Raw genomic sequence first — 26,971 nt, forward strand, 5'->3', positions numbered from 1 at the left:
TGGGGATTATTTGAAATTCTTCATGCGTTTAAGCAATATTTTCGAGTTGGGGTTGTGTTCCAAGCCTTTTTCTAAAATGGTTTTAGCTTCTGCTTTCATGTTTTTTCTTTGATACAAACTGCTCAAGGCGGCATAAGGAAAAGAGTTATTTTTATCAAGCGAAATACTCTTTAAGTTGGCGGCAATTGCTTCATCAATTTCACCCATGAATTGGTAGGCTTGACCGACATCGTAAAATATTTTTGGCATTAACTTAAAAGTAGGCGAGGCGTGATCCGGTACATATAGAAGATCTCCCACTGCCGCGCGGTATTTAGACTGTTTTTCTGCCTCGTCATGGGTTCTGAAGGCTAAATTCATGGTGTGTAAGCCTGCGCAATAGTGGTGGATATGAATGAAGTCGTCGCCGAGCTTTCGGTTCCAGCTTTGGTAGTCAGGCGATTTTTGATCGGATGCGCGCGCCTTGCAGTAGGGTGGCAGGAAGGCGTAATCGGCGTCGGTTTTCGGATAGTCGGCTGCCGCATTCCGGATACAGGCAATAAATAGCAATGGAAGTAATCTGACTTTTTTCTGGCGCATGAATTTGCTTGAATACTGTTTTATAAAAACTTTTGATATATGGACTGTATCGCTTCTGTGTGCTGCCGGACGTCGAAGGTGGCTAATGCTTTGGCCCGGGCGTTACTGGCTAACCGATTCATCAACTCGCTGGAGCGGTAAAACTTAAGGATAGACGCTGCCAAACTTTCCGCGTCACCGCTGTTAAATAATAGTCCGGTTTGATTATCTTCAACCATCTCCGCGCCGCCGCCATGGTTTGGTACGATCAATGGCCGGCCTAACGCCATCGCTTCGATGACGACCGTACCTAATGGTTCGGGGCTAGTGGATGCTGAGACCACAATATCCAGAGCTTTGTAGGCTTCTATCATGTCGCTGACGTGGCCGATAAAGTGGACGGTATCCGACAACGATTCCTGTCTTACACGTTCTCTAAGCTCTCGTTCGTAAGGGATGCAATCGTCTGGCGTTCCACCGACAATCAGCATTTTTAAATGGGGTATTTGGTCTTGCAGTATTTTAGCCGCGTCGATAAATAGTTGTTGCCCTTTCCAAGGAATAAGTAAGCCTACTAAACCTACGATAAAGATATTTTCAGGTAAATCGAATCGTTGCCTAAATAAGGAGCCACCTGCTTGGTTGTTCAGCTTATCCAAAGCGATGCCATCATAGACCACGCTAATTTTCTCGTCCTGCACGGCTAATTTTTCACGCATGCTGTTGGCAACCCAATGGGAGACGGACACAAAATGATCGGGTAGGGAATAAGCCCAGCGGGCTGAATGCGGTCCGTCAGGGTTGCCACGGACATGGCAAATACTGGGGATGCGCAAAATCTTGGCTACCAAGAGTGCGGCTCTGTTACAAAGCGGCTCGTTATTGGCGTGGATCAAGTCGGCTTTGAAACGCCATGCAGTCCAAAGCAAGTCGAGAAAAAACGGTAAAAAATTAAATAAGTCGTCGCTTCTGGCTATCAGTTGATTGACGAAAAACCGCAGGGGAGACACCTTCGTTAACCATTGAATCGATTCCGCTTTTGCACGCCAAGCCACGATGTCTATATGACGGTCCGGGATGTGTTTCCATAAGGCTTCATCGGCAATCTCCCGATATTGCGGACCGTTCCGTCCTGTAACAACTAGAGGTAGAAAGTGATCACGATCAAGATTTCTGACTAAATGCCTCAGACAGATAATGGCGCCACCATAACCAATTCCGTTTTCGACATAGATAATTCTTTTTGGGAGGTTGTTGGTCGACATGAAATCAGAGTTTGGCAATATCAGCGTAGAAAGCGTTAAGGAATATTCTCATATACTCAGGATTTTGCGAATTTTTGTTTAATGATACGTAGCGCATTAATTAAGCTGGCTGGCAAGATACTGAAAATCAGATAGAGTAGATTGGTAAGTGTGAAATCCTGGGAGAGGCTTTTTTTAAAGGCCTCTCTGGCTTTGGCATAATTGCCGCCGCTGAAATACCAGTAGCCAAGCGTCCATTGTGCCTCAGCCACCAGACTATTCGGCGAAATGCCTTGAGCAGTTAATTGGGGCGCGGCAAAGTTCCGAATAGACTCAGCCACCTTGGTCAAGTCTATTAACATACCTTCGCTGGCTTGCGTGGCATTGTTGCCGTGCTGGCGGCGCAGCATCAAAATGTCGGGAAGGCACGTTACTGCGTGAAACGTGGCGATTTTTGCCCACAATTCCAAGTCCTCTCCATAGCGAATCTCGGTATTGAACATGCCTGCTTCAAGCAAGGTTTGGCGCTTCACCAAAACGGTACCCGTCGGTATAAAATTTTTTTTCACTAACGCAGCAAGGGCGTTGGGAATTGGTTTTCCGGCCAGCTGTTGGAAATAGTCCAACATTTTATGTTTGGCTAACACCGATTGGGTTAGCAGTTGGTCGTCGTTGTCGATTTCCGTCATGTCGCCGGCAATCAGGTGGAGTTCCGGATTGGTTTGCAATGCTTGGATTTGCTTGGTGGTTTTGTCCACAGTCCATTGATCATCGGCATCCAGAAATGCAATCCAGTCACCGCTAGCCAATTCTATGCCTTTATTGCGCGCGGCGGACGGGCCTTGATTGGCTTGTTTGTGATAAATGACGGTATGGGCAAACGTCTTAAGGACTTGTTCGGTGTTGTCCGTGGAGCCATCATCCACCACGATGATTTCGTCAACTTTGCTGGTTTGCGCCTGGATGCTTTCGATGGCGGCACGAATGAATGTCGCGCTGTTATACGCTGGAATGACGGCGCTGATTTTCATTTTGGGCTAATCAAAATTTTCGATACGTTAGAATGGTTATAAACTGGTTTTGCAGATCAACCACGCCGGTACAATTAATCCGGTGCAATAACCGATCAGCGCTAATTTTCTGTGTCTGTAGTATAGACGGTATAGAAATGCACCGGTTTTGCGGTGCGTCGCAGCTAAGCTAATTGCTGGCCATTGACGCTGATTGAAACGATTCACGATATTGTCGGTTTTGTTTTGCAAGAATTCGCCAAGTTCCGGGGACGCCAAGAAGCGAACGTTGGGCAAATTTGCCCTGATTTGCCCTAAAAGATGGTCTAACCCACGAATAGCTTGTTGGCATTCGTCCTCTGAGCGCGTGTAATTGTAGCGATGTGTGGAAATACTCACCGGCAGGGCTTGACGATAAGCCATTTTAGCTTCGGCAAACGCGCTGGCAGGTGTGTTTTTGCCGTCAACAGGTTCGTACATCACGTTGCGAACGAGGTAAAGTTGTGCGAAACGATTGGTATTGCCGACCCGTATCAGCGGAGGATCCTGAAAATAATGTCCGGTTTCATCGCGCCCGGTACAGCGGTAGCCGGCAGTTTGAATGGCGATGATATTTTGCTGTTGCCAACTTTGTTCGATCTCATCGTTCCATAAATAGCACGGGGCGACTGTGCTGAGGCTGGGATAGCCGAACATGCCGGTAAAACATTGCATGGCATTTGCGACTAGTGAATTGGCTTCCGCAGCGTCAATTGCCTGGGTAGGTAAATTGCGTCCGTCTACATAGTGGCCTTGTAGCGGCGAATCCAGTTTTTCCCAGTCCCACCAATCCTTGGTTGCGCGAGCGGTTGCCAGGCGCGGGTCTTGTTGCCGGCATAATTCCGCGAAGGCCTTGCCGTTCAGGTGTTCCATCCCATGCAGTTGCGGCACTAAAGTGTCTTGTTGTATGCCTTGTTGCAGTGCTGCAAAAATGGCCGGGAAGTCTTTGTCCAGCATGCGCCTGTGGTATTGGCCCGTGGATTCGATCTTTGCTAAATCCGGAACGGCCAAGACCATATCGGCGGTAAGTATCGCAGAGCGGTTTACAGCGTCTTTGTGTTGAGCCAGCATGGAGAGCAGGTCTGTTAAACGGGCTGCGTGGAAGTCGCCACCCGGACCCCAGTCGTCGCTTTCGATTAAAACCGGCGTATCGGCAAAATAGGGCTCACGCCAGGTAGCGATAAATAAGGGTTTTTTCCACAGCCATAAGCCGGTAAGGCAGGCCAGCCAGAAACCTAAAAAAAACAGAACTACCATGGATTTTGTTTAATAATTAAAAAGCCTAAATATTGGGTCGACCAACGCACTGAACTTTTATCGTAGCAGAGATTAGCGAACTAGCTGAAAACCACTGCGCAAACTTTAGATGTGGTCGACATAGCAGCAGGCTTATGATAACAGCGGTAAATAGCCATTCGCTAAACATTGGGATGAGTCTAGGCTCTGTAGCATATAGACGACGCGGGCGTTCGTAGTTGAGTAACCATAACAAAACTCTAAATAGCAGAGGAATTAGAATGTTAAAAGCTTTAGGACTGCCTGATCATTGGCGTAAACCGCTGCTAGGCGTCGTGTTGGTTACCCTGGTTTCAGTAGCGGCTTTTTTTGAGACCTGGTTAGAAATTGTCGCAATTTGGTCTCGATCGGACACATTCACGCACGGTTTTTTAGTGGCCCCGGTTAGTCTTTGGTTGATTTGGTCGCGCCGGGAGTTCTATAGAGATTTACGGCCGGCTTTTAGCCCGTTAGGTTTGCTGTTTATTATCGTTAGCGGATTTGGCTGGTTAATTGCGGATTTGGTGCATGTGGCGGTGATTCAGCAATGGGCAGTGGTTGGTGTTTTGGTCGGTGGTTTTTGGACCGTGCTTGGCAGCCATACCGTCGCGCAAATGTTATTTCCGATAGTGTTTTTATTTTTGATGGTGCCATTCGGGGAAGCATTTATTCCGCCTTTAATGGAATACACCGCCACCTTTGTCGTTACGCTGATACGGCTGACCGGAATGAGTGTTTACCGGGAAGGCTTGTTTTTTACGCTAACCTCGGGTAACTGGTCGGTGGTAGAGGGGTGCAGTGGTTTGCGTTATTTGATTTCTTCGCTAACACTGGGTTCGGTCTATGCGTATCTCAATTACAGCAGCTACAAGAAACGGACTATCTTCATTACGCTCTCGTTTTTGGTGCCGATTTTAGCTAACGGTCTGCGCGCCTATTTGATTGTGATGATAGGCCACTTCAGTAACATGAAGCTGGCTGCGGGTGTCGATCACATCGTTTACGGCTGGGTGTTTTTTGGGATCGTCATGTTTGCGTTGTTTTATTTTGGCTCTTTTTGGCACGATTCGGATGCTGGGGTAGCGGCCGCATCGACCCTGGATTTGGCGGGTGACTCTAACCTTGCTGATGCTGCAACGATTTACAAACATTATTGGCCAGCCTTAACAGTAACCGCTTTATGCGTTTTCATTTGGCCGTTTGCGTCACAAGGCCTATCCGCACTACAGGCCGCCCACGTCGAGGTACCCGAGCGCTTTAGCAGTCCGTCTTTGCCTGATTGGCAGCCGGTTGCAGTGCCCGATTGGGGTTGGGAGCCCAATTTTAAGGGCGTGGTGGCGGATGCCAAAGTTTATTTAAGCGATGGTCAAACGATAGTCGGTATGTATTTTGCCAATTTTGGCGATGAAACCCAAGGTGGTGAACTGGTCAATTCGCAAAATTATCTGGTGCCGCAAAAACACCCGATATGGCGGATGCTGCATGACGACGTCATTGCCATGCAGTGGGCGGCCGATAAAAGCGGCGATATTGAAGAAGCGGTACTAAACAGTACGCATCGGAGTTTGTTGGTTGAGCGTTGGTATCGAATTGGCAACAAAAATACCGCCAATGCCTATCTGGCGAAATGGTGGCAATTGCTGAAACGTTTGTCAGGTGATGCATCCGCTGAGTTGCTTGTCGTGATGTATACCGAAACCCCGGATGGAGATTACGATTTGGCCCGGCAAAAATTGAAACAGCTCGCGGTAGCTTGTTGTGATTAAAAGGCTGCGCTGAGCTTATTGTGACAATTCAATGAAAACGCAGGGGCAAATTTGTGAGTCAAATTACCTGATCCAAGGCTTGACCCCAGCAGTTACCTAAATGTTAGACTAGCTCAACCCATTTTCATTCAGCCCGTAAGGAAAACGACATTATGATCCCGGTAGTATTATCAGGTGGTTCAGGAACTCGGCTATGGCCTTTGTCTCGTGGTCAGTATCCCAAGCAATTTTTGCCCTTGGTGTCCGGCAACACCATGCTTCAGGAAACCATTTTAAGGCTTGATGGCGTTGCCGGCTTACAAGCACCCATTGCGGTTTGTAACGAAGACCATCGATTTATGCTTGCAGAGCAAATGCGGGAAATCGGCATCAAACCGGCTGCCATTATTTTGGAGCCTGTCGGCAAAAATACCGCACCGGCCGTAGCGATGGCGGCATTAAGTGCACGTTCCGAAGACGATGTATTGTTGATTTTGCCGGCTGACCATGTGGTCGGTAATCGTGCCGCTTTCCATCGGGCGGTGGTTCAAGCCGAACTGTTGGCGAAACAGGATCTTTTGGTGACGTTTGGCATCGTCGCAACCGAGCCGGAAACCGGCTATGGCTACATCAAGCGCGGCGATACCCGCCATGGTGAAGCCTATAAAGTTTCCGCATTTGTTGAAAAGCCCGATTTGCAAACCGCGCAGCGCTATCTGGAAAGTGGCGAGTATTTTTGGAACAGCGGCATGTTCGCTTTTAAAGCGGGTTGCTTTTTGCGTGAGCTGGAAAAATTCAATCCGGAAATGCTGGAAGTGTGTAGAGAAGCTTTGCGGGCGGCAAAACCGGATATGGATTTTGTGCGTTTGGATAAGCAGATTTTTTCGACGTGTCCATCAGATTCCATCGATTACGCGGTGATGGAGAAAACCGATAAGGCGGTAGTGATCCCGTTGGATGCAGAATGGAATGACGTCGGTTCTTGGTCCGCGCTTTGGGACGTAACGGATAAAGATGCAGCCGGCAACGCCATCAAAGGCGATGTGTTGACGGTGGATACTTGCAACTCCTATATTCACTCGGCTAATAAACTGGTAGCGGTGATTGGCGTGGATAATTTGGTAGTGGTCGAAACCGACGATGCGGTCATGATCGCCGCGAAAGATAGGGTGCAAGACGTCAAGGAAGTAGTCGATCAACTGAAAAAATTGAAACGCAGTGAAGCCAGCGTGCATCGTAAAGTTTACAGACCTTGGGGACATTACGATTTAGTCGATGCCGGTGAGCGTCATCAAACCAAGCGTATTGTCGTGAAGCCAGGCGCCAAATTATCAGTACAAAAGCATCATCACCGCGCAGAGCATTGGGTAGTTGTCAAAGGTACTGCCTGGGTAGATAAAAACGGTGAGAAAATTTTAGTCACTGAGAACGAATCGATTTATATCCCTTTGGGGGTTATTCACAGCCTGGAGAATCCGGGGGTGATTCCATTGGAAATGGTGGAAGTCCAGTCCGGCAGCTATCTAGGTGAAGACGATATCGTCCGTTACGAAGACCAATACGGCCGTATTTAACTCGGAATTGCTTGCTTATCGCCGCGTCTGTTTACGTGGCGCCTGGACTTGCATATTGTGTAAATTATCTGTCAGCGACTACTTTAAGCAGATGGTTTGCATCAATCCATCGTTTGATGTGTCATCAAAATTAAGTGCTTTTGTCTAAATTTACTGAAGTTCGCCGTTCAACGAAGAGCGGCGAAGGATTTTTTGTCAGCGTTTTGGTTTAAAGTTAGCCGTTTTATACCCGCCGAATAAAAAATTTGGTGCTTGCTTTATTCCGGAGTTGCTCTTGTCGCTACAAACAATCAACGATTTGTTGAAAAAACATAAGCTTGTCGAAGGCATGCTGAACAATCAGCCCATGCCGCGCCGTAAACTGATCACTGCTTTGGTACAAAAGCAGCACATGGTGGAACTGCGTAGTCTGTTGGCGCGGCTGTCTGCTATCGAAATAGGGCAAATTCTGCATGCTCTGGACCTGGAGGATGCGAACTTGGTCTGGCAGCAGGTCGAGGAATCCAGGCAGGACGATGTGCTTTGGGAATTGTCCGATACCTTGCGCGAGGAATTGGTCGGCGACCGAGAACCGCATTGTGGCGTGGGACAAATGAGCGCATTCGAGTTGGTCGAAGGTCGCCTCGCTAAGGTCGCTATCACCTGCCGCCACGATTTGTACGCCATCAAGCCGATCTGGATCGATTTGTTGGCGCCAAGCAAGGCGCAGCGGCTGCTTATCGGGCAACATTATGGCCTGGAGTTGCCGGACCCCCTGGATTTGACCGATTTGGAAGCCAGCGCCCGGTTCTACGTCGAGGATCAGCACGAAATTCATATACATTCGGATTTTTTACTGGATCGCGAAGGCAAATCGCGCAGTGTACCGGTCGCGTTCATACTGCGCGGTGACATGTTGTTTTCGGTACGTAGCGAAGAATTGCCGGTGTTTCGTTTACAGCGTTTACGGGCGCGCACGCAGCCAGGCTTTGTCTCCGATTGTAAGGATATGTTGCTGGATTTATACGGCGCTGAAGCCGAGTATTCCGCGGATGCGCTGGAGAATATTTACGAGCAGTTGGAAATTGTCAGCAAAAAAGTATTAAGTCAGGATATTAGCGACGAAGAGGCTGCGGATATTTTGACCGATATTGCCGCAGAGGAGGATTTAAACGGCCGAATCCGGCGGAATATGCTCGACACTCAGCGCGCAGTGTCGTTTTTGATTCGCCGCAAACTGCTTAATACCACGCAGTTGGAAGATGCGCAGCAAATTCTGCGCGATATAGAATCGCTTAATAGCCATACCGCGTTTTTGTTCGACAAGATTAACTTCCTGATGGATGCCACCGTCGGTTTTATCAATATCAATCAGAATAAGGTGATCAAGATTTTCTCGGTTGCTTCGGTGGCAATGTTGCCGCCCACCCTGATTGCCAGTATTTACGGTATGAACTTTGAGAATATGCCGGAATTGCAGTGGATGCTGGGCTATCCTTTTGCACTCGGATTGATGACTATCTCGGTATTATTGCCGTTTATTTTCTTTAAAAGGAAGGGTTGGTTGAGGTAAGCGAGCAATTTACATACCGCTGAACTGTTTAACGCTCAAACTCAACCTGCGACAATATGTCACATTTGAATTTGAAATTTTCGCCACTATGATTAACCTAACTTTTTAGTTCGGTTTGATAGTTTAAAGTTGCGTTATATTTCTTCCTATTGCTTCTAAGGCGGTTATTAAAAATAACCGCCTTTTTTTTGCCTAAAATAAATTTTGGTCAGCGTTTGGGATTGAATTTAATCAGCTTGATCGCGTTTTCATCGCGCTTAATTATTTCAATAATATGCCCATGCAGTTTCACGCTGGTACCCGGTTCCGGAATGGTTTCCATGTATTCGATTACCAAGCCATTCAAGGTTTTCGGACCTTCGGTGGGCAAATCCCAATGCGTGATGCGATTGAGTTCGCGGATGGTTACGCCGGCATCCACAAGATAGCTACCGTCTTTTTGCATTTTTATATCGGGTTCTTCCGAGACCAGTTCACCGACGATTTCCTGTAATAAATCATCCAGCGTCACTAAGCCCTGTACATCGCCATATTCGTCTACTACCAAGCCGATACGGAGTTTTTCGGCCTTAAAGATTTGCATTTGCTTGTGAATCGAGGTGCTGGCCGGAATGAAAAAAGGCTTGGACAGACTATTAGTGATATTGTGTTTATCGAAATCAGGGTCGCTAATTTGTGCCAAAATCGTACGTAAATGTAGAAAACCTATCACCCGGTCTATATTTTTTTTGTATACCGGCAAGCGAGTATGCGGGCTATTTTGTAGTTGTTCGATAATGTCTTCGACCGATTCTTCCAGATCGATACCGATAATTTCATTGCGATGGGTCATGATGTCGGTAACGCTGGCGGATTCCAGATCTAAAATACTCAACAGCATGTTTTGATAGCGCGTCGGCAAATGATTTGCATCCGAAACGATACTTTTTAACTCGTCTTTATTTAGCGATTCGATAGCCGTATTACTCGAGCTTTTAATACCGAACGGCCATAACAACAGGCTGGATATAGCGTTAATCACCCATACCAAGGGATAAAATATCTTTAATAAGGGAATGTAAATCCAGGAGGATAGTAAGGCCAGCAACTCAGGTTTGAGGGCGCCCAGGGTTTTTGGGGTTACTTCGGAAAATACCAGCATGCCGAAAGTTAGCAGGCCGATAGCGGGGGCTATAGCGTTATCTCCGCTCACGCGGATGGCAATCAAGGTTGTTAACGACGACGCCAGGATATTGACAAAATTGTTGCCCAGCAGGATCAGGCCCAGCAAACGGTCCGGCCTTTTTAAGAGTTGATGGGCTTTAATCGCGCCCTTATGATTTTTTTTCACCAAATGCTGCAACCGATAACGGTTCAGCGTCATCAAGGCGGTTTCAGAGCCGGAAAAAAAAGCTGAAATAATCAGTAAGGCTGCCAGTATACCGAACAGTATACTCAAAGATATGTCGTTCAAGGCAACGGGGCTCTTGGTTGTTAAACATCGAGCTAGTTTCTATGTTGTGGAAAATTTGTCAAGCTGCAAAATGGGATGGCTGATTAGTCAATCGATGTAAATAACATGAACTAAACTATGCAATAGCTTGAAATGGGGCCATTTTGACAATAACCGGATTCGATGCTTAACTTAAAATCAGCAACCCCCTTCCGCCTTAAAACAACGTAGTTTGTAGAGAATATACGCATGGCTTTGCCAGAAATTTTGCTCATTGATGACAACACCCACCGCAGTCAGCAAGTGGAAGGCATACTCCGGTTTTTGGAATATCGCGTGGAGGCGGTTGCCAGTAGCGATTTTGAAGCGGCGTTTAGAGATCATGACAGCTTCGGTGCGGTATTTGTCGGCTGCGGCGGAGACAAGCAAGCCAGCTTGATCAAAACGGTCACCGAAAGCGTCGGCGACATTCCTGTGGTTTTGCTGGTGGACGCCGGTGGGCCGCAGGTAGTTAGCGCCATTCAGCAAATGGTCAATAAAACCTTGGAGTGGCCGACTGTCTACCCGCTATTGATCCAACTATTGGACAGTTTGCCGCAGCCTGCTCAAGCCAGTAAAAAATCGCTGCCTGATAAGGGCCTGGCGGGTAAAAGCAAAGCCATTCAAAAAACCCGTGCGCAGATCGATCAAGTCGCCAAATCCGACGCCACGGTGCTTATCCTCGGCGAATCCGGCACAGGTAAGGAAGTAGTGGCGCAAGCGCTGCATCGTGCCTCTGCGCGGCGAGACAGGCCATTCGTGCCGGTCAATTGCGGGGCTATTCCCGGTGAACTGCTGGAAAGCGAATTGTTCGGCCACGAGAAGGGTGCATTTACCGGCGCGTTGACTTCGCGGCAAGGTCGTTTCGAAATGGCGGAAGGCGGTACGCTGTTTTTGGATGAAATCGGCGACATGCCGATGCCGATGCAGGTTAAATTGTTAAGAGTATTGCAGGAGCGCACTTTCGAGCGCGTCGGCAGCAATAAAACCATCCATTGCGATGTGCGGATTATTGCCGCGACGCATCGTCACCTCGAACAGGAAATCGCCGAGAAGCGCTTTCGAGAGGATTTGTTTTACCGTCTGAATGTGTTCCCGATCGAAGTGCCAGCCTTGCGGGAAAGAGCCGAAGATATTCCTTATTTAATCAACGACCTGATTGCCCGCATGGAAGCCGCCAACCGGGGTACCGTCAGTTTATCGCCTCGCGCAATCGCCACCTTGATGCAACACAGTTGGCCCGGTAATGTCCGCGAGTTGTCAAATTTGATTGAGCGTTTAGCCATCATTAGTCCGGATGCTAGTGTCGATGTCAGTGATTTACCGGAAAAATTTCAGGGCTATGAAGTACCGGAAGGCGTGCAGATTGTATTGCCGGAGCAAGATATTCACATTGTGCGGCCGGCTGAGCGTGAAGCGCTGGCGATGCCGACACCCGGTGCAGTCGCGGCCGTGCATTTACCCGAACAAGGTATCGATCTTAAGGAATATTTGACCGATCTCGAGAACGAACTGATTCGTCAGGCTTTGGAAGAATGCAATGGCGTTGTAGCGCATGCCGCCAAATTGCTGAATATGCGCAGAACCACTCTCGTGGAAAAGCTGCGCAAAACCGATACGGCTTAGACCGCACACCGCCTTGCCATGAATAAACTCGATGCTGAATTGTCGTCAGCCTTACTGATACCGGAAATTGTCGCCAATATTGCCGGTATTCGCCAATTGCGCCGCGATATACACGCCCATCCGGAGTTGTGCTTCGAAGAGATGCGTACCGCGGATTTGGTCGCGGCTAAACTGACCGAATGGGGGATTCCTATTCATCGCGGCTTGGGTAAAACCGGTGTAGTCGGGATCATCAAAGCAGGGAGTTCCGACAAGGCAATCGGCTTGCGTGCCGATATGGACGCCTTGCCGATGCATGAACAAAACAGCTTTGCACATGCCTCGCGGTACCCAGGCAAAATGCACGGCTGCGGGCATGATGGCCATATCGGGATGCTGTTGGCTGCGGCGCAATATCTGGCAACCCACCGTCATTTTGACGGGACTGTCTATCTAATATTCCAACCGGCGGAAGAGGGCGGTGGCGGCGCCGATGAGATGATCAAGGATGGCCTGTTTGAATTGTTTCCGATGCAAGCGGTTTACGGCATGCACAATTGGCCGGAGTTGCCGGCTGGGCAATTTGCGGTGAGTCACGGACCGGTGATGGCATCCTTGAATACTTTTCGCATCGTGATTCGGGGCAAAGGCTGCCATGCAGCATTGCCGCACTTGGGATTGGATCCGGTGCCGGTGGCCGCGCAAATGATTATGGCGTTTCAAACCATCTTAACCCGCAGCGCCCATCCCTTGGATAACGGTTTGATTTCAGTCACGATGTTACATGCCGGTGAGGCGACCAATATTATTGCCGATACCTGCGAGCTAGCCGGTACGGTACGCACATTCTCCAACCAATTACTGGATTTGATCGAAACCCGTATGCAGGAAGTAGCCCGGCATATTTGTCTGGCACATGGAATGGCATGTGATTTTGAATTTAAACGTAGCTATCCGCCGACGGTTAATCACCGTGAGGCAGTCGAAACGTCCCGTAGCGTCATGGCCTCTATTGTTGGCGACCGGCATGTTTTGGAGCAAAAAGCCACGATGGGCGCCGAAGATTTTGCGTTTATGCTGCAAAAGTTACCCGGCAGCTACTGTTTCATCGGCAACGGCTCCGGTGATCATCGTAGTGTTGGGCATGGGGCCGGTCCGTGTACCCTGCATAACACCAGTTACGATTTTAACGATGATATTTTGCCCCTGGGCGCGACCTATTGGGTGAGATTGGTAGAAACGTGTCTGTCAGCTTAAATAATGCCTGCCAAACGACTGTGACAGAGTGGATTGAAAATGCCGGTTTTGTGACAACTCTGGCAGTTTTTGCGACAAAATTGCCAGGTCAGTGCACAGTTTTCCATGCATAACTCATGGGAAAAGCGGTTCCCTTTAAAGCATCAACCCAGAGAAAAAATCAGTCGGTTTTCTTTTGTTTTAGAAAAAGCAGGATTTTGAGGTACTTGGACGGATTCCGGTTTGCGTTCAGGCTATTGAAGCGTAATCGATGAGTGATTTGGCGTGGATCATGCTGCTTGGTTGTTGGGTTTAACCAGCAAATTAGGTGGATGTCATGAAAACCTCAAGCAACGAAATCACCCAACTCAGCAACACACGCACTTTATTCGTTGAAACGCTGAGTCAGCAATTTATCGCGCTAACCGGCTGCGGCGTTTATGTCTATCTCAACCCGGTCGATATCAGCGGTTTATTCAACCAATACTTAAGCGATACGCTGTCGATTAATACGTTCGCCAGACAATGTGTGAAAAACGTATTGGAATAACCCGGCAATTCAACGGAGAAAAGTGGTGAGGAAGCAGGGCGTCTTATCGAATCCCTGTTTCCTGAGGCTCAGTTTCGGGCAAAGGCGACTTGATAACCGCTGAGAAAATCGCAGCGTTCCAGGCTTTCCGCAATCGCAGGAATCGATATTTTATGATTACCGGTTGCAATAAAAACCAGATGCCATTCTTCGTGTTTATTGTTGCTGATAACGGCAATCGAGCCTTCGGCCAATCGATAACCCAAGGCATTTGCCAAATCGTTAATCTCGGTCTGATTAGGTCGATAGCTGGTTTGAAAACGCAAAATCACCGACACTGCATGACGGGAAGGCAAGGCTGCTTCGATTCGCCCGCCCCAGATCATCGTCGCCGATGCAATTAAAGCCAACAAAATGGCCGCAAAATAAAACCCGGCGCCGCATAAAATACCAATCGCCGAAGAGGCCCAAATCGATGCGGCGGTCGTCAAGCCGCTGATGTTCAGACCTTCCTTCATGATTACGCCGGCACCCAAGAAACCGATACCCGTCACGATGCCTTGAATAACCCGAGTGGGGTCGGCGGTAGTGGTGAGCGGCAATAAGCCGCCAAACCAGAACTGCGGGTAACCGACGATAACCGTTACCGCCGCGGAAGCCATGCACACCAGTCCATAGGTGCGCATGCCGGCTGCTCGGCCGTGGTAGGAGCGTTCGTAGCCCACCACCATGCCCAAAAACAAAGCGCCGACGATATTCATCAGAATCACCACGCTGGCTTCCAATTGGGCAAGCGACCAAAACGAAATCAGCCGGTCCGGCGAGATTGGATTCATGTTTATCGTCCGGTTTTTTGGTAGATACGGGCTACAGACTTGGGCCTATGGCACCGTCTCCACTTCAACATTAATTTCAACAGGTTTTTGATAATAGATGCCGGATAGTTTACGTTTGAACTCGTCTGTTATATCCCTAGCATCCTGGCGGCTTTTCATCACGCGCGGGGTGAGCAGCACCACCAGCTCGGTTTTGTCCTTGTTCCGCGTCGTACCGCCGAAAAGCGGCCCGATTAAGGGAATCTCGTGCAGCAGCGGCACGCCGTCACGCAAATAATCGTTGTTTTCTTTGATCAAACCGCCCAAAACAATGGTTTCGCCACTTTGTACCGCAACGCTGCTCTCGATTTCCCTTTTTTGAATGGTGGGCGAGTCGATGGTGTCGCTGGTCGTGGTTTTGATAGCCTGATTAACACTTTGTAATATGTCCATCAGCACCAATCCACCGGCATTCACCCTGGGCCTGACCGACAAATTGACACCGGTATCGATCATCTGGATCGAACTGGTTTGCACGATACCGTTATTGGAATTGTTGCTGCTCAAATTGCTGGAAACCGACGAACGTATCGGCACCGAATCGCCGACTTTGATCGTGGCTTCCTGGTTGTTCAATACCATCAAGGACGGCGAGGAGATGACATTGACGTTATTATTGACAGCACTGGCATTTAGTACGGCTTGAATGTCCTTCGAACCGCTAGAAAAAGCGTAGGAGAAACCACTTGTGCCAAATGCCTTCATAGCATCTTTAGCAACATTTGTGAGACTCAAGCCTTGTGCAGAGCCTCCAGCTGTATCGTTATTTCCTCCGTTATTGTGGCTAAAGTACCATTGCAATCCATACTTTAAATCGTCTTTCAGCGTAACTTCCACAATCGTCGCATCGATCATCACTTGTAAAGGCAGCACATCCAGCTGTTTTAACACGCGCTCAATCACTGCATATTCCTGGGCGGTCGCGACGATAATCAAAGCGTTATTGCCTTCGTCGGCGATGATTTTGACGTTGGGCATGTCATTGTTATTACTGCCACCCGAACTGCCGCTTAAACTACCGCCGAGTGTGCCGCTGCCGCTTTTATCTTTGGTTCGGTCGCTGAGCGTTCTATCGCTCATCGAATCCTGTTGCCGGTTGGCGCCGCCTGCGCTGCTACTTGATGAGCTGTCCGACTTTTTATTGCTGGCCGATAATGATTTGCGGCCGGAAGCGATAGAGGCCTTGCTGGATTTACCAGAACCGCCGCTACCGAAAATATTGCTTAAGGTCTCGGCCAAATCGGTGGCGCTGACATGTTGCGCCCGGTAGACATTCACGCCGCCGGCTGCCGCTGTGTTAATGCGATCCAGCCGAAATACCCAGTTTTCAATGTCCTTCAGATAACCGGCTTGATGGGTGACGGCTAATACCGCGTTAAGCCTTTCTATTTCGATAAACCGGAAAAAGCTGGCTTCGTCGTCTTTGGATTTTTTGGTGTTGAAGATTTGCTCCAGCTCTTCAATGATTTTGCCGGCGCTGACGTTAGCCGGTGTAAACAGAGCAAACGAGCGGCCTTTTAAAATATCGACATCAAAGGTATTGACCACATCCAACGCCCTGGAGATTTCCGCGCCGGAACCGGCGACCAATATCAGATTACGGTTCGGATCGACATGCAGCAACGATTTTTCCGGCAATAACGGTTTCAATATCTCCGCCAGTTCCGAAGCCGCGACATTTTTGACCGGAATTAACCGCACCTGATAACCATTGGGCATTTTGGCGCCGGACAGCGAGCTGATTGAGCTGCTGTACAAGGCTTCATTGGACGGTTTAATCAGATACATGCCGCCTTGTTCGGTCAGGGCGGCATTATTCAAGCTCAGCAGCATATCCAGGGTCGGGATCAGCTCGTCCTTGCTTAAGGGTTTGGAGGTTTGCAAAGTCACTTTGCCGACCACTTGCGGACTGATGGTGTAGTTCCGGCCGAGAATATCGCTGAGTATTACTTTCGCCACTTCGCCCAGATCGGCGTCATCGAAATTCAAACTGTATTCGCCCTTACCGCTGGTTTTGCCGCCACCTTGGTGGCTGGCTTGCGGGGCGATGCTTGCGTCGTCGCTAGGGTACATTTCGACTTTGGTGATTCTATTTTCGGCGTTTTTATTGGCCTCGTTAGCCAGTTCCGGAATCAACAAAGTATCTTCTTGAGCCGGTTTGTGATCGGCAATAGCCAGTTTTTCATGCAACTGCGGGCCGATAAATTCACAGCCGGTCATGGACAGCGCCAACGCCAACATTGGAGGAATGTTGATTTTTTTAGTTGTCATTGATGTTCTCGGGATTTTCATTAGGTACTGGTTCTATAGGTTTGGCAACGGCGTTGGGCTGCGGCGGTCTGGGCGGTACGGCTGGCTTGCCCGGTACCGGAGGCTTGACTTGCGCACGCGGCTTTCTCAATACGACCGATTTTTCCTGGCTGCCTTGCTGAAGCAGCACATTGTCGGCGTGTATTTGCTTCAGCAGCCAGCCGGATATGCTTTGTTCTTCGGTTATTTTTAAAAACTTTTTGGCTTCGTTGCGCTTTCTAAACAAGGCGGTCGGCTTGTTATTTTTATCGTAAACGCCGATTAACTCCCAATCGTCGATTTGTCCGGAATCTTGAGTTTGCAAATTGTCGGTCGGATTGGTTTCGGCGACAGGCTTTCGGCCTTCCACAAACAAAGGTCTATCGACAATATCGCTGTAGGTTTCCGCAGAGCCGCTATTATCGGCGATATTGGGCAGTTGCTCGGCAGGGGATTCGGTTTGCGGGCGCGGCTCAAGCAGTGTTTGCAATTGCTTTAAGGTATATTGACTATAAGTCCATTCCGCTGCCAACAGCAGGCTCAGCGTGCCGCAACCCAGTAATTGCAATCTGATCAGTTTCTGATTCATGAGGCTTTGGCTCGCATAAAGCTGATCACTTCAAAACTGACATTCAACTGAGAACTGGGGTCCATTTTGTTGGTGCTGCGGTTACGCGCGCCGCGTACCGGGGAAATGTCCAATTGATCGACCAGCAGCAAGGGCATATTGGTATCCAGACTGTGCAGCACCGCGCGCAATGCTTCAATGCTGCCGCTCATGCGCACTTTTACCGCGATGCGCACAAAATCCTCTTCGGCCTTGCCCGGCAAACCTTGCGTGCTGGTCAGTTGGCCGCCGGCTTCTGTTACTGCGGTTTTGACGATGTTTTGCAGCTCAGCTGAGGCCAAGGCTTCGGTGTCGCTGTCGCTCAGATAGCCTTGCTGTTGGTATTGTTGATTCAATGATTCCAGGTTTTGGGCAACGCTGTCGCGGCGGGCGACAATAGCTTGTTGGCGTTGCAAACGAAACAACAGGTCGTTTTTTTGCTCGCGGTAATCCAGCCAGCTGCTGAATAAAGGCAGCAGTACCAAAAATATCACGGTAAATAACACCAATCCGAGTAAAGCCAGTGCCAGCCAGCGCTGATAGCGCGCTTGATTCATTGCTCGGACCCTCCATTTGCCTCGGATTCAGCTGGAGCAGGCTGGCTGGTCGTCGTCGCCTCAGTATCCTCAGCAGGCTCGGCGGGTGGCGGGCTAACATCCATACTAATTTGGAAGCGCTCGCGCCCGGTGGCTTTATCCTGGGTCAACGGTGAGACGAAACTGACATTGCTGAAATATCCGGAACTTTCCAACAAACCGATCAAAGACGACGCGCCCGGCGATTGACCCTGGATTTGCAGACGTTTGTCCGCAAATTGAAAATGCGTCAACCAGCTGTCATCTTTTAACAAGGAGCTCAGTTCGTTCAATACCGCAACCAGAGCGGGAGACTGGGTTTTAATGTCTATCAAACGTTGGGTTTGCTGGCGTAAGGCATCGATTTCGTGCTGTTGTTCTTCTATTACGCGGGTTTCTTTTTCCAGCGTTTTGATGTGATTTTTCAAGACATCGACGGCTTGACCTTCCTGCCACACCGGCCAAATCAAAACTGCCAGAAACAACAGTAACAGTAAGCTGTTCAGCAGCCAATGCATGGCTTGAGCTAAGGCGTTGCCGCGCGGCCGGTAGCGTTCCGGGAGTAAATTGTAAGCGGGCGCATCGGCAGGGCAAACGGTGCTGGCATGGCAAAAATCCACCCGCACCGGCTGTATCCCCAAAGCCTGTAGTTTGACCAGTTGCTCGTCCAGTACGGTTTTGGGTGTAAATACCAGTAATACTTCAATTTGACCATGCTCGGTTTTGCCGAGCGGGATAGCGGCAAAATAGACTTGCTCAGCCTTGAACGGGGTGTAACGGTCCAATTCAAATCCGACAACTTGCTGCAGATTCTCTTGTGCCGCAGCGGGTAAATAGACGATTTTTTTTAGCGCCTGTGTAGGGTCCAGGCGCAAGATACATTCGGCTTTTTCAAAATCCGGATGTTGGGCCTTCAAGGTTTGATAACTATCCGCGAGGTTGCTGTCCAAGCGCCATGTCATCGGGGTTTGCTGTTCGGCCTCGCGGTAAAAACGGATTTGAAAATCCGCGTCGGCGGCGCTGATTACGAGTGCGCCACTACGGTCTGTCAGCAAGGATCTGAGACGACTCGGTACCAAAAACGCCAATTCTCGCCCCCACCACTGGAAGAAACGTTTCAGATCGAAATCAATGCTGGTTTGTAAATTCATCTTGAACGGTAATGAGCTGGGATTCCTTGGCCGAGTCGAATAAGGCCAATACTTGCTGACCTTGTTTCCAATCCAGGATTTGGTAGGGCGCTTGGCTGGGGTCTTGGTTCTGGATTCTTACCACTGCTTCGATAGCGGCCGTCGCCTGATCTTCCAGCAGGGTTTGCACCATAATAGTATACGTTTGCTCTTCATCCGCCAATGCCGGATCGGTCTGATCGGCCGTGTTATCGTCTGCCGCAGCCGATTCAGACAAGCGTTTGTCCAAGTATACATCATGAATATTCTGTGCCTTCAGGTTGTCACCAACCATTTGCAGCAACTCCGGCGGTGCCCGCCGCAAGTTTAATTCCGCTTGTCCGGAATAGATGGTAATCCACGGTTGCAGCTGCTCGAAAATATCGGCGTTGAACCCCAGCACTAATTGCAACTCCTCCAGGGATTGAAAAGGTTGATTGCTGGGCTGATAAGCCAGCCCGGCCTGCCGATATTGTTTTTTCTCGGCGCCTTGCGGACGCGGATCATCGTCGGCGTCCCGCCAATCCAGCAGGGCATCCAACAAATTCTGCTGTAGCTTTTTGTCGTCGCTTACCGAACTAATCAAGGCCTTTAATAAAGGTTCCTCCGCGGCGTTGATATCCACTTTGCCGGATTCGGCGATAATTCGGATCCGAATTTCGCTATCGTTGCCCAGTATTCGATAGATACTGCCATCCGCGTGCCAACGCCGCTCGGGATCGGCCTGTTGCAGCATGAATTGGGCAATGTTTAAACCGGTTTCCGCCAGTGCTTGGGCTTGGACATTGTTTTTCAACGCGCCGGCGACGCTGCTTTCCCTGCGCATACTTAACGCAAAACTGCCGGCCATCAGGCTCAGCAGCGTCAAAATCCAAATGACGATTACCAGCGCCAGGCCGCGTTGCCGATGGGCTGCCTGTGCACGAAGCATGCTATTCATTCGCGATGCCGGGCTGCTGATTTTGCTCGCCGAGCAACGCTTCTGCGTTCGGCTGGCCGTTGATTTTTAATGCAAATATCATGTCCGGCCAAAAACTGTCGTCGTTTAGTGCGATGCTGACTTTTACTAGTTTGGGTAACTGGCCGGTGGCTTGTCCTTGCCATTCGTCCAGCCAAGCACCATTACCGTCAACGTTGTCAGCCGATGCGCCAAAGTAACTGATTTTGAAATGCCGTAAGTTTTCCAATAGCACGACCGGTTCGGCGTCGGCCGGTATCGATTCGGTTTGCCGGTAAGGGGTTAATGCGACTTTCAGGGTCGACGGCTGCTGCGGGTCCAGGCCGACATGAAACACTTGTAAGCCCTTGCGTGCCGACGCGGCCGGCAGCGCAGAGACAAAGCTGATGCTTTGCGGCAAGCCTTCGAAAGCCAGTTTCGGCAATTCTTGTGATCCCAGTTGTTGAGCGTTTTGTGCTTGGTTTTCCTGGATGATAGGGAAGGGTTTGGTATTGCTCAAATGCCGTTTGAAGAATTGGTAAACCACGGCTTTTTTATTCACTTCGCTGATTTTGGCTTCACCGCTGTTCCAGCTTTCCGCGGCTATCCGCAAACTGGCGAAGAGCAAGACCACCATGATCCCCAGCAAGCTGATGGCTATCAGCATTTCGATCAGCGTAAATCCTTTTACCGATGAACGCTGCGACACTAGCCCGGACCTGGTTGTTGTAGTTTTAAGGTATGCAATTCCACGGCACGCGGTTGTTCATCCTCACCCCACGCCACCACTACCCGCACCGACATCAACACCGGCGCCGGCTTTTGCTGATCGAGATCCGTATCTCTCAGACTGGCACGAGATTGCACGGGCGTCGCCGGATTGACCGTGATTTGCCAGTCGTATTTATCGCCTTCCGTGCCCTGGCTTTCACCGGCTGTCAGCTCTGTCTCTACCCCAGTGCGAGCCATCAGCGATTCGGCAATTTGCACCGCGATAGTGTATTCCTCGGAAATAACCGCATTGTTAACACCGGTGCCGAAGATGCGCAGCAGTATCGTCAATGCTATCGCCATGATGGAAAAGGCGACCAGAATTTCCAGCAGGGAAAAGCCTTTATGCCGCTGCATCGGAAATACTGACCTGACCGGTAATCCAGTTAACGTCGATGCGGCGCAATTGATTGCCCCATTCCAGCGTGATCCGGCCGCCGGTGGACGAGCCGTCGCCAAAGAACCGAATATGGCCTTGTTCGCCCTCGCTAAACTCTTCCTCCGCGACCACTAAGGACACGTCAATCTCTTCGGCAAACGGATAAGTTTTGTCGTGGTTACTGATGCGGTAACTGTTGTCTTGCAGGTCGATGGCGACACTGACCGGCTTTTGCGTCATCAGTGCCTGGCCGTGCGCGTAACGCAGAGCCGAAGCCATATCCCTGGCGACGGCTTGTAGCTTGGTACTGCGGTTGCCGGAGCCGATATTGCTGCCGACCACCGCAAAAGCCAGCACACTGATCAGCAGTACGATGATCAGCTCGATCAGCGTAAAGCCTTGCATGCGTTGGCGGGCGGGCAGGGCGGTCATTTATTCCCAGCTGTTGATATCCTGATCTTCGCCTTCGCCGCCTTCTTTTTCATCGGCACCATAGCTGAATAAATCGAACTTACCGTGCTGGCCGGGGAAGACGTAGTGATAATCCTGATTCCAAGGATCTTGCGGGATTTTGTCCTTGCGCAGGTAAGGGCCGTTCCAGCGCTTGGCATCGGCGGGTCTTTCCACTAACGCGGCCAAGCCTTGTTGGCTGGTGGGGTAGCGGCCTTCATCCAGTTTGTACATGTCCAGCGACGCCGCCAGATCCTCGATTTGTACTCTGGCGGCCTTGGTTTTGGAGGCGCCCATATGTTTCATCACCTGCGGGCCGACAATCCCGGCCAGCATGGCGATAATGCCCAATACCACCAATAATTCCAGCAAGGTAAAACCGCCGTGGCGGCGTAACATGTGTTTCATTTGCAAAACTCCTTCTATAAAAATGGATGGTACCGGCGAATTCATTCGCCCATGCGCCTAAGCCGCCAGATCGTTTACGCTCAAAATAGCCAGTAAGATGGAAACGATTATGCCGCCTATCATCAAGCCCAGCGAAATGATCAAGGCCGGTTCCAACAGCGCCAGCATCCGCTGGATGGTGGTCTTTAGCTGCTTGTCGTAAATGGTGGCTACCCGCATCAGCATTTCCTCCAGCTTGCCGGTTTCCTCGCCCATTTTAATCATTTGCACTGCCAGTTTGGGAAACAGGTTTTGCTGGGCCAAGGCGTCCGACATGGTCCGGCCTTGCTTGAGCTGGGCTTCGGCATGCTCCAACAGATCGGCCAAGACTATATTGCCGACGGTTTCCCGGACGATGCCCAGCGATTTTAAAATCGACACACCGTTGCCCAATAAAGTGCCGAAGGTACGGCTGAAATTGGCTATTTCCATGGTCAGGATGATGTCGCCGAACAACGGAAACTTCAAAAGCCGGCCGTCCCAGGCTTTCTTGCCGGCCGGATCGGCCAACTGCAATTTTATAGTTTGCACGCTGCCGACAATAACAATCAGCAGCACCCACCAATAACTTTGCAGAAACTCGGCCAGGCCAATCACTATCTGGGTTGGCACCGGCAAGGCTTGGCCGGCGCTATCGAACATTTCCTTAAACTGCGGGACTACGAAGGTCAGCATCACGAACAATGAGGCCAGGGACATCAGCAACAAAATGGCCGGGTAAATCAACGCGGTGCTGACCGTGTCTTTCAGTTCCTGCGAACGTTCCATGTATTCCGACAAGCGCAGCAACACGCCGCCCAGATTGCCGCCCATTTCCCCGGCGCGGATCATGTTCAGATAAAATTTGGAAAACACCCCGCTCTGGCTTTCCAAGGCATCGGCTAGTGCCTTGCCGGCTTTGACCTTTTCCAGCACTTCGCCGACCAGTTTATTCAGTTTTGGGTTTTCTTCGGTCAACTGCATCAGAATCGTTAACGACCGATCCAGCGGCAAACCGGATTCCAGCAAGGTCGCCAATTCGCCGGTCAGCATACCGATTTCTTTTTGCGACAGTTTGACGGCAGCCGACTTTAGTTTGAAACCCAGAAAAGTCTTATCTTTCGCCAACTCAATGCGGATGGGAATCAAGCCCTGGTTTTGCAATTCCAGCAGCAAGGCCTGCTCGTCTGCAGCATTACGCACACCTTCTTCGGCGGCACCCTGACTGTTGACGGCTTTGTAGGAGAATAAAGGCATGTATTTGTTTAGTTTGCTTTTTAGCTGGGTTTGCGCTTTGGTACTCGGCAATGTTTTTGCAATGCCAAAACATGGATACTCGATAACCGTGGCGTAGCGTGTATATGTCTATCACATTTCATGTTACTAGCCCGGCCCTATTGATCACGGATATTCCGATCAAATTGAGTTCATCTAAGCCCAGACGGATACGCGCTTCGATAGCCAACGGCATAAAGGTGACCGGGTATTTAAGGGCCGGGTTAATCATCACGCAGATTCGGTCTGGCGAGGCTTAATTCCGCCGGCAAAACATGCTCGCCACTATAAAGTAGTTGCGGGCGTATCTCAAAACTCCATGCGTATCCCGACATTAAAGGCGTGGCGGGAAACGTATTGCTGGCCGAAGGTGGTGTCGTATTGCACGAATGCCGAGCCGCCAAAGGGCAGTTGGGCGGATAAACCGGCGCGCAAATTGATGTAGTCCTTATCGACGCTAAAACTGTTGGTGGTAAATGCATTGTTAGGCGAATCGACGAAGCGGGTGGTAATCAAGGAGTTTTTGTTGAACCACTGATGCTCCCACTCGACATTCACTTGCGAAACCAGCACGCCCACCGGTGTGCTCAGCGCATGCGAGACCATCGCGCCGATACTGCTGCTCAACGACTCGTTGTCCAGCTCGCCGACTATCATGTTCATACCTAAACCAGCGCCTTGTTCCTTGCGGCCGTTGACAAAGTTGTAACCGTATTCCGTGCGGCCTCTAAGGCCGAATGTCCATTCTTTTACCGCTATGTCGTAACCGCTACTGAGGCTGGTGCGATTTTGCCAGCCATCGGTTTGGCTGGATGCCGTTTCATTAATCGCTGTGCCGTTGGCGTCGTTATAAAGTGTGACACGTTTGGAATCGTATTGGTTATAAGTCAGGTTGTTGACCAGATCAACGTACCAGTTATCGGTCAGGTTTAACGAGCCGAAGGCTGATAAGGTGTACCCGTCTATGCTTTGGCTGCCGCCCTGTTGGGAAATCAGGGCCGTGCTGCTGCCGTAGCCGGCAGACAAACCCAAGAGTAGCCGTTTGCTCAAGCGATAGTCGGCACCGGCAGTGACGGCGGACATCGTGGACGCATAACCGCGTTGAGCTAGCGTCGCGGTTCTATCAGCCCATTCGAATTGGCCGTTAATGAATAAGCCCAAATTGCTGAAGCCGGATATAAGATCGGTGCCGTCGTTGTTGTTATCCGTGCTTAAGGAAATACTGACCGAGGAGGGAGCATTGGATGAGGATTGACCGTCTTTTTCCGGTGTTGAAGCCTGAATGCTGATAGCGTTAGAACTGGGTGTGTTGGGTGAACTGGCTGAACTGACTGAACTGGTGGGCGCACTGGGTGTACTACTAGGCGTGTTTATGCTGCTTGACGCATTCGGCGAGCTGATACTGTTGGCTGAGCTGGGTGCGCTGAGAACGCCCGGAGCGCTGCCGATAGCCATTGAACTGCTTACCGGTGTGTTGAACGTGGGGGACGACTTGAAACTTGAAGCGGAACCGGCGCCGACGCTTGCGGACCTCAGGGTGACGAGTCGCTGAGTGATGTTGCCGGTCTGCAATTTGGCTATTTGGTTCGATACGGTTTGTTCCGCCGCGATTTGGCCAGGGCTGATTTGCCGCAACGCGCTGATGAATTGATCTACTTTGCTGGCATCGGCGGTACCGTTTGCCAAAAAGGGTTTCAAGCCGTTCAATAGATTCTGCAGATTAGTCGGGGTCGAGGCGCTACAGTCTATTTGTTGCAAGGCGTTAGCCAAGGACTGCACGTCGGCGGGGACCAGATTGGGCAATCTGGGTACCATGGTCAGCAAAAACTGCTTTTCCTGTTTGGAAAATATAAACATATCGCTGGAGCCTTCCGGACAGGTAATGCTTTGGTTAAAATTTCCGGAGATGCTGCCGCTGGTGGTTTGCAACAGCACAGACTGCGAAAAAGCCTGTTGCGGCGAGAAGTTAGGTTGGCTGGCCAAGCGTTGTAAGTTAAGCTTTGCGCCTTGAATATCGATGCTGCGCGCAGTAATCGAATCGGTTACCAACTGTCCGTTTACCCCGCCCAATTCCAAATTCAAGCTGCCGGATTGGCGGAAAATCAAATCAGCCGATGTGGCGTCAATGGCCGCTATCCCTTGCCCATTGGCACCCGGACCCGGCGAGAAACTGTTGTTTATGTCCACGATGCCGGCGTAAGAACCGCTGCCGGATACCGGCCCGTTCAAAGTCAGGTGCGACCCGGCGATGCCGACCGTGCCATTGTTGATGAGCGGACCGCTGACGCTGCCGTTGCCGCCGAAGCTGCCGGCTTGTATGTCGGTCAAAGCCTGGCTCCAAACCCCGTCTACCCGGGTAGTACCCGCTGTTTGCCGGTAAGTGCCGTTGCCGGTAAAGGTTGCGTTGCCGGTCACCCGCACATTGCCGGAATTAATGACCGTCGATTGATTGTTGAGGATGAAATTGCCGTTCAGCAATAAGTCGCTGGCGGAGCCTCCTGAACCGCTGATAATCAAGCTACCTGGGCCGCGCATCTCACCGCCGGAAAGCACTGCGGATTGCACACTTAATTCGCCAGGGCCCGATAATATGCCGCCAGTCTGCACGTAACGACTCACCTCGGTGCTGGTGTGCTGTAAATTGACGGTGCCGTTGTTTATGGTAAAAGTGCTACCCAGATTGAGCTGCTTGGTCGCTGCGGACGAAAAATTGACGGTGCCGCCGGATACCGTCGTGGAATTACTTACCGAATAATCGCCGGCGATAGTAGTTGTTCCGCCGCTGAACACCGCATCGGTGGCCGTTAGGGCAACGCCGGCGTTGACTAGATTGGTCCCACCGCTAAAAGTGATATTGGCTGTGCCAAGGTTGGTACCGGCATTGAATTGTTGCGTGCCTGCGCCGAATTGCAAGGTACCGTTGCCGGTGAAATTGCCGGAGTGGGTATTGCTGCCGGTAAAATTCAATACGCCGGCATCTACCAGCGTGTTACCGGTGTAACTGTTAGTGCCGCTCAAGGTCACCGTACCCGAAGTGGTTTTGTTCAAACCAACGTTGCCACCCAAATTGGCGCTGATCGTGCCGGATTGAAGATCGAACGCACTGTTCGAGGTCAAGGTGCCGGTGCCGGTGATAGACCCCGACAGCAGTCGTACGCCTGCCACTGTGTCGTTATGGCTGCCCAGAGCAAAGGTACCGCCGTTGACGACCAGATTGGATGTATTGGCAAGCACGTCACTGGCACCCAAGGCCAATGTGCCGGCATTGACTTGGGTGTTGTCGGTGTAAGTATTGGTCCCGCTCAGGGTCACGGTGCCGGCGTTGGTTTTACTCAAGCCCACACTGCCGCCCAACGCCGCGCTGACCGTGCCGGCTTGCA

General features: G+C 50.4%; 23 protein-coding genes. 6 read left to right on the forward strand and 17 right to left on the reverse strand.

Annotation, left to right across the window (positions count from 1 at the left end):
* Nucleotides 1–6: 6 nt before the first annotated feature.
* Genes CWO84_RS06825 through CWO84_RS06840 form a run of 4 tightly spaced genes read right to left on the reverse strand, consistent with a single transcriptional unit; the run spans nt 7 to nt 4,108 of the window.
* The gene (locus CWO84_RS06825) at nt 7–579 is read right to left on the reverse strand and encodes a hypothetical protein (RefSeq protein ID WP_033158988.1); all 573 of its coding nucleotides are present in this window, start codon (nt 577–579) and stop codon (nt 7–9) included.
* A gap of 20 nt (nt 580–599) precedes the next feature.
* Nucleotides 600–1,823, reverse strand: a complete 1,224-nt coding sequence (locus CWO84_RS06830; protein WP_101052132.1) for a glycosyltransferase family 4 protein — start codon at nt 1,821–1,823, stop codon at nt 600–602.
* A gap of 56 nt (nt 1,824–1,879) precedes the next feature.
* A complete protein-coding gene (locus CWO84_RS06835; RefSeq protein ID WP_033158986.1) occupies nt 1,880–2,833 on the reverse strand; it encodes a glycosyltransferase in 954 nt (317 codons plus the stop codon).
* Between the two features lie 36 nt (nt 2,834–2,869).
* Complete coding sequence (locus tag CWO84_RS06840; protein ID WP_033158985.1) at nt 2,870–4,108, reverse strand: hypothetical protein; 1,239 nt, start codon at nt 4,106–4,108, stop codon at nt 2,870–2,872.
* 260 nt (nt 4,109–4,368) lie between these two features.
* Here CWO84_RS06840 and xrtA point away from each other — a divergent pair, with 260 nt between their 5' ends.
* From xrtA to corA, 3 genes are all read left to right on the forward strand, one after another.
* On the forward strand, nt 4,369–5,892 hold the full coding sequence (xrtA, locus tag CWO84_RS06845) for an exosortase A (RefSeq protein ID WP_101052133.1): 1,524 nt from the start codon (nt 4,369–4,371) through the stop codon (nt 5,890–5,892).
* Between the two features lie 152 nt (nt 5,893–6,044).
* Nucleotides 6,045–7,445 (forward strand): mannose-1-phosphate guanylyltransferase/mannose-6-phosphate isomerase, encoded by a 1,401-nt coding sequence (locus CWO84_RS06850; protein ID WP_205800353.1) that lies wholly within the window; start codon nt 6,045–6,047, stop codon nt 7,443–7,445.
* A gap of 274 nt (nt 7,446–7,719) precedes the next feature.
* Nucleotides 7,720–8,997, forward strand: a complete 1,278-nt coding sequence (gene corA, locus CWO84_RS06855; protein ID WP_101052135.1) for a magnesium/cobalt transporter CorA — start codon at nt 7,720–7,722, stop codon at nt 8,995–8,997.
* 208 nt (nt 8,998–9,205) lie between these two features.
* Here corA and CWO84_RS06860 read toward each other — a convergent pair whose 3' ends face one another.
* Nucleotides 9,206–10,450, reverse strand: coding sequence for an HlyC/CorC family transporter (locus tag CWO84_RS06860; protein WP_101052136.1), 1,245 nt, complete (start codon nt 10,448–10,450; stop codon nt 9,206–9,208).
* A gap of 228 nt (nt 10,451–10,678) precedes the next feature.
* Between CWO84_RS06860 and CWO84_RS06865 the strand changes: the two genes are divergently transcribed.
* The 3 genes from CWO84_RS06865 (at nt 10,679) to CWO84_RS06875 (ending at nt 13,859) form a co-directional block, all read left to right on the forward strand.
* Complete coding sequence (locus CWO84_RS06865) at nt 10,679–12,094, forward strand: sigma-54 dependent transcriptional regulator (RefSeq protein WP_101052137.1); 1,416 nt, start codon at nt 10,679–10,681, stop codon at nt 12,092–12,094.
* Between the two features lie 18 nt (nt 12,095–12,112).
* Nucleotides 12,113–13,330 (forward strand): M20 aminoacylase family protein, encoded by a 1,218-nt coding sequence (locus CWO84_RS06870; protein WP_205800354.1) that lies wholly within the window; start codon nt 12,113–12,115, stop codon nt 13,328–13,330.
* A gap of 316 nt (nt 13,331–13,646) precedes the next feature.
* Nucleotides 13,647–13,859 carry a hypothetical protein gene (locus CWO84_RS06875; protein WP_033159564.1) on the forward strand — a complete coding sequence of 71 codons (213 nt, stop codon included), beginning with the start codon at nt 13,647–13,649 and terminating at the stop codon, nt 13,857–13,859.
* A gap of 68 nt (nt 13,860–13,927) precedes the next feature.
* Here CWO84_RS06875 and CWO84_RS06880 read toward each other — a convergent pair whose 3' ends face one another.
* From CWO84_RS06880 to CWO84_RS06935, 12 genes are all read right to left on the reverse strand, one after another.
* Nucleotides 13,928–14,674, reverse strand: coding sequence for an MgtC/SapB family protein (locus tag CWO84_RS06880; RefSeq protein ID WP_101052138.1), 747 nt, complete (start codon nt 14,672–14,674; stop codon nt 13,928–13,930).
* A gap of 45 nt (nt 14,675–14,719) precedes the next feature.
* Complete coding sequence (gene gspD, locus CWO84_RS06885) at nt 14,720–16,984, reverse strand: type II secretion system secretin GspD (RefSeq protein WP_033159565.1); 2,265 nt, start codon at nt 16,982–16,984, stop codon at nt 14,720–14,722.
* The gene (locus CWO84_RS06890) at nt 16,974–17,591 is read right to left on the reverse strand and encodes a hypothetical protein (RefSeq protein WP_033159566.1); all 618 of its coding nucleotides are present in this window, start codon (nt 17,589–17,591) and stop codon (nt 16,974–16,976) included. The genes gspD and CWO84_RS06890 overlap by 11 nt, the downstream gene beginning before the upstream one ends.
* Nucleotides 17,588–18,166, reverse strand: coding sequence for a type II secretion system protein GspM (gene gspM / locus CWO84_RS06895; protein WP_101052139.1), 579 nt, complete (start codon nt 18,164–18,166; stop codon nt 17,588–17,590). Before gspM ends, CWO84_RS06890 begins: the two co-directional genes overlap by 4 nt.
* The gene (locus CWO84_RS06900; protein WP_101052140.1) at nt 18,163–19,335 is read right to left on the reverse strand and encodes a PilN domain-containing protein; all 1,173 of its coding nucleotides are present in this window, start codon (nt 19,333–19,335) and stop codon (nt 18,163–18,165) included. The genes gspM and CWO84_RS06900 overlap by 4 nt, the downstream gene beginning before the upstream one ends.
* Nucleotides 19,313–20,293, reverse strand: a complete 981-nt coding sequence (locus CWO84_RS06905) for a type II secretion system protein GspK (RefSeq protein WP_101052141.1) — start codon at nt 20,291–20,293, stop codon at nt 19,313–19,315. Before CWO84_RS06905 ends, CWO84_RS06900 begins: the two co-directional genes overlap by 23 nt.
* Nucleotides 20,286–20,999, reverse strand: a complete 714-nt coding sequence (locus CWO84_RS06910; protein WP_165786276.1) for a prepilin-type N-terminal cleavage/methylation domain-containing protein — start codon at nt 20,997–20,999, stop codon at nt 20,286–20,288. Before CWO84_RS06910 ends, CWO84_RS06905 begins: the two co-directional genes overlap by 8 nt.
* The gene (locus CWO84_RS06915; RefSeq protein WP_101052143.1) at nt 20,999–21,418 is read right to left on the reverse strand and encodes a type II secretion system protein; all 420 of its coding nucleotides are present in this window, start codon (nt 21,416–21,418) and stop codon (nt 20,999–21,001) included. The genes CWO84_RS06910 and CWO84_RS06915 overlap by 1 nt, the downstream gene beginning before the upstream one ends.
* Nucleotides 21,405–21,872 carry a GspH/FimT family pseudopilin gene (locus CWO84_RS06920; RefSeq protein WP_033159572.1) on the reverse strand — a complete coding sequence of 156 codons (468 nt, stop codon included), beginning with the start codon at nt 21,870–21,872 and terminating at the stop codon, nt 21,405–21,407. Before CWO84_RS06920 ends, CWO84_RS06915 begins: the two co-directional genes overlap by 14 nt.
* A complete protein-coding gene (gene gspG, locus CWO84_RS06925) occupies nt 21,873–22,298 on the reverse strand; it encodes a type II secretion system major pseudopilin GspG (RefSeq protein ID WP_033159576.1) in 426 nt (141 codons plus the stop codon).
* Between the two features lie 57 nt (nt 22,299–22,355).
* The gene (locus tag CWO84_RS06930; protein ID WP_101052145.1) at nt 22,356–23,573 is read right to left on the reverse strand and encodes a type II secretion system F family protein; all 1,218 of its coding nucleotides are present in this window, start codon (nt 23,571–23,573) and stop codon (nt 22,356–22,358) included.
* A gap of 327 nt (nt 23,574–23,900) precedes the next feature.
* The coding region (locus CWO84_RS06935; protein ID WP_117433614.1) for an autotransporter outer membrane beta-barrel domain-containing protein at nt 23,901–26,971 on the reverse strand (3,071 nt) is incomplete at its 5' end.

It is taken from the genome of Methylomonas sp. Kb3, assembly GCF_002834115.1.
In the GTDB taxonomy this organism is placed as follows: domain Bacteria; phylum Pseudomonadota; class Gammaproteobacteria; order Methylococcales; family Methylomonadaceae; genus Methylomonas; species Methylomonas defluvii.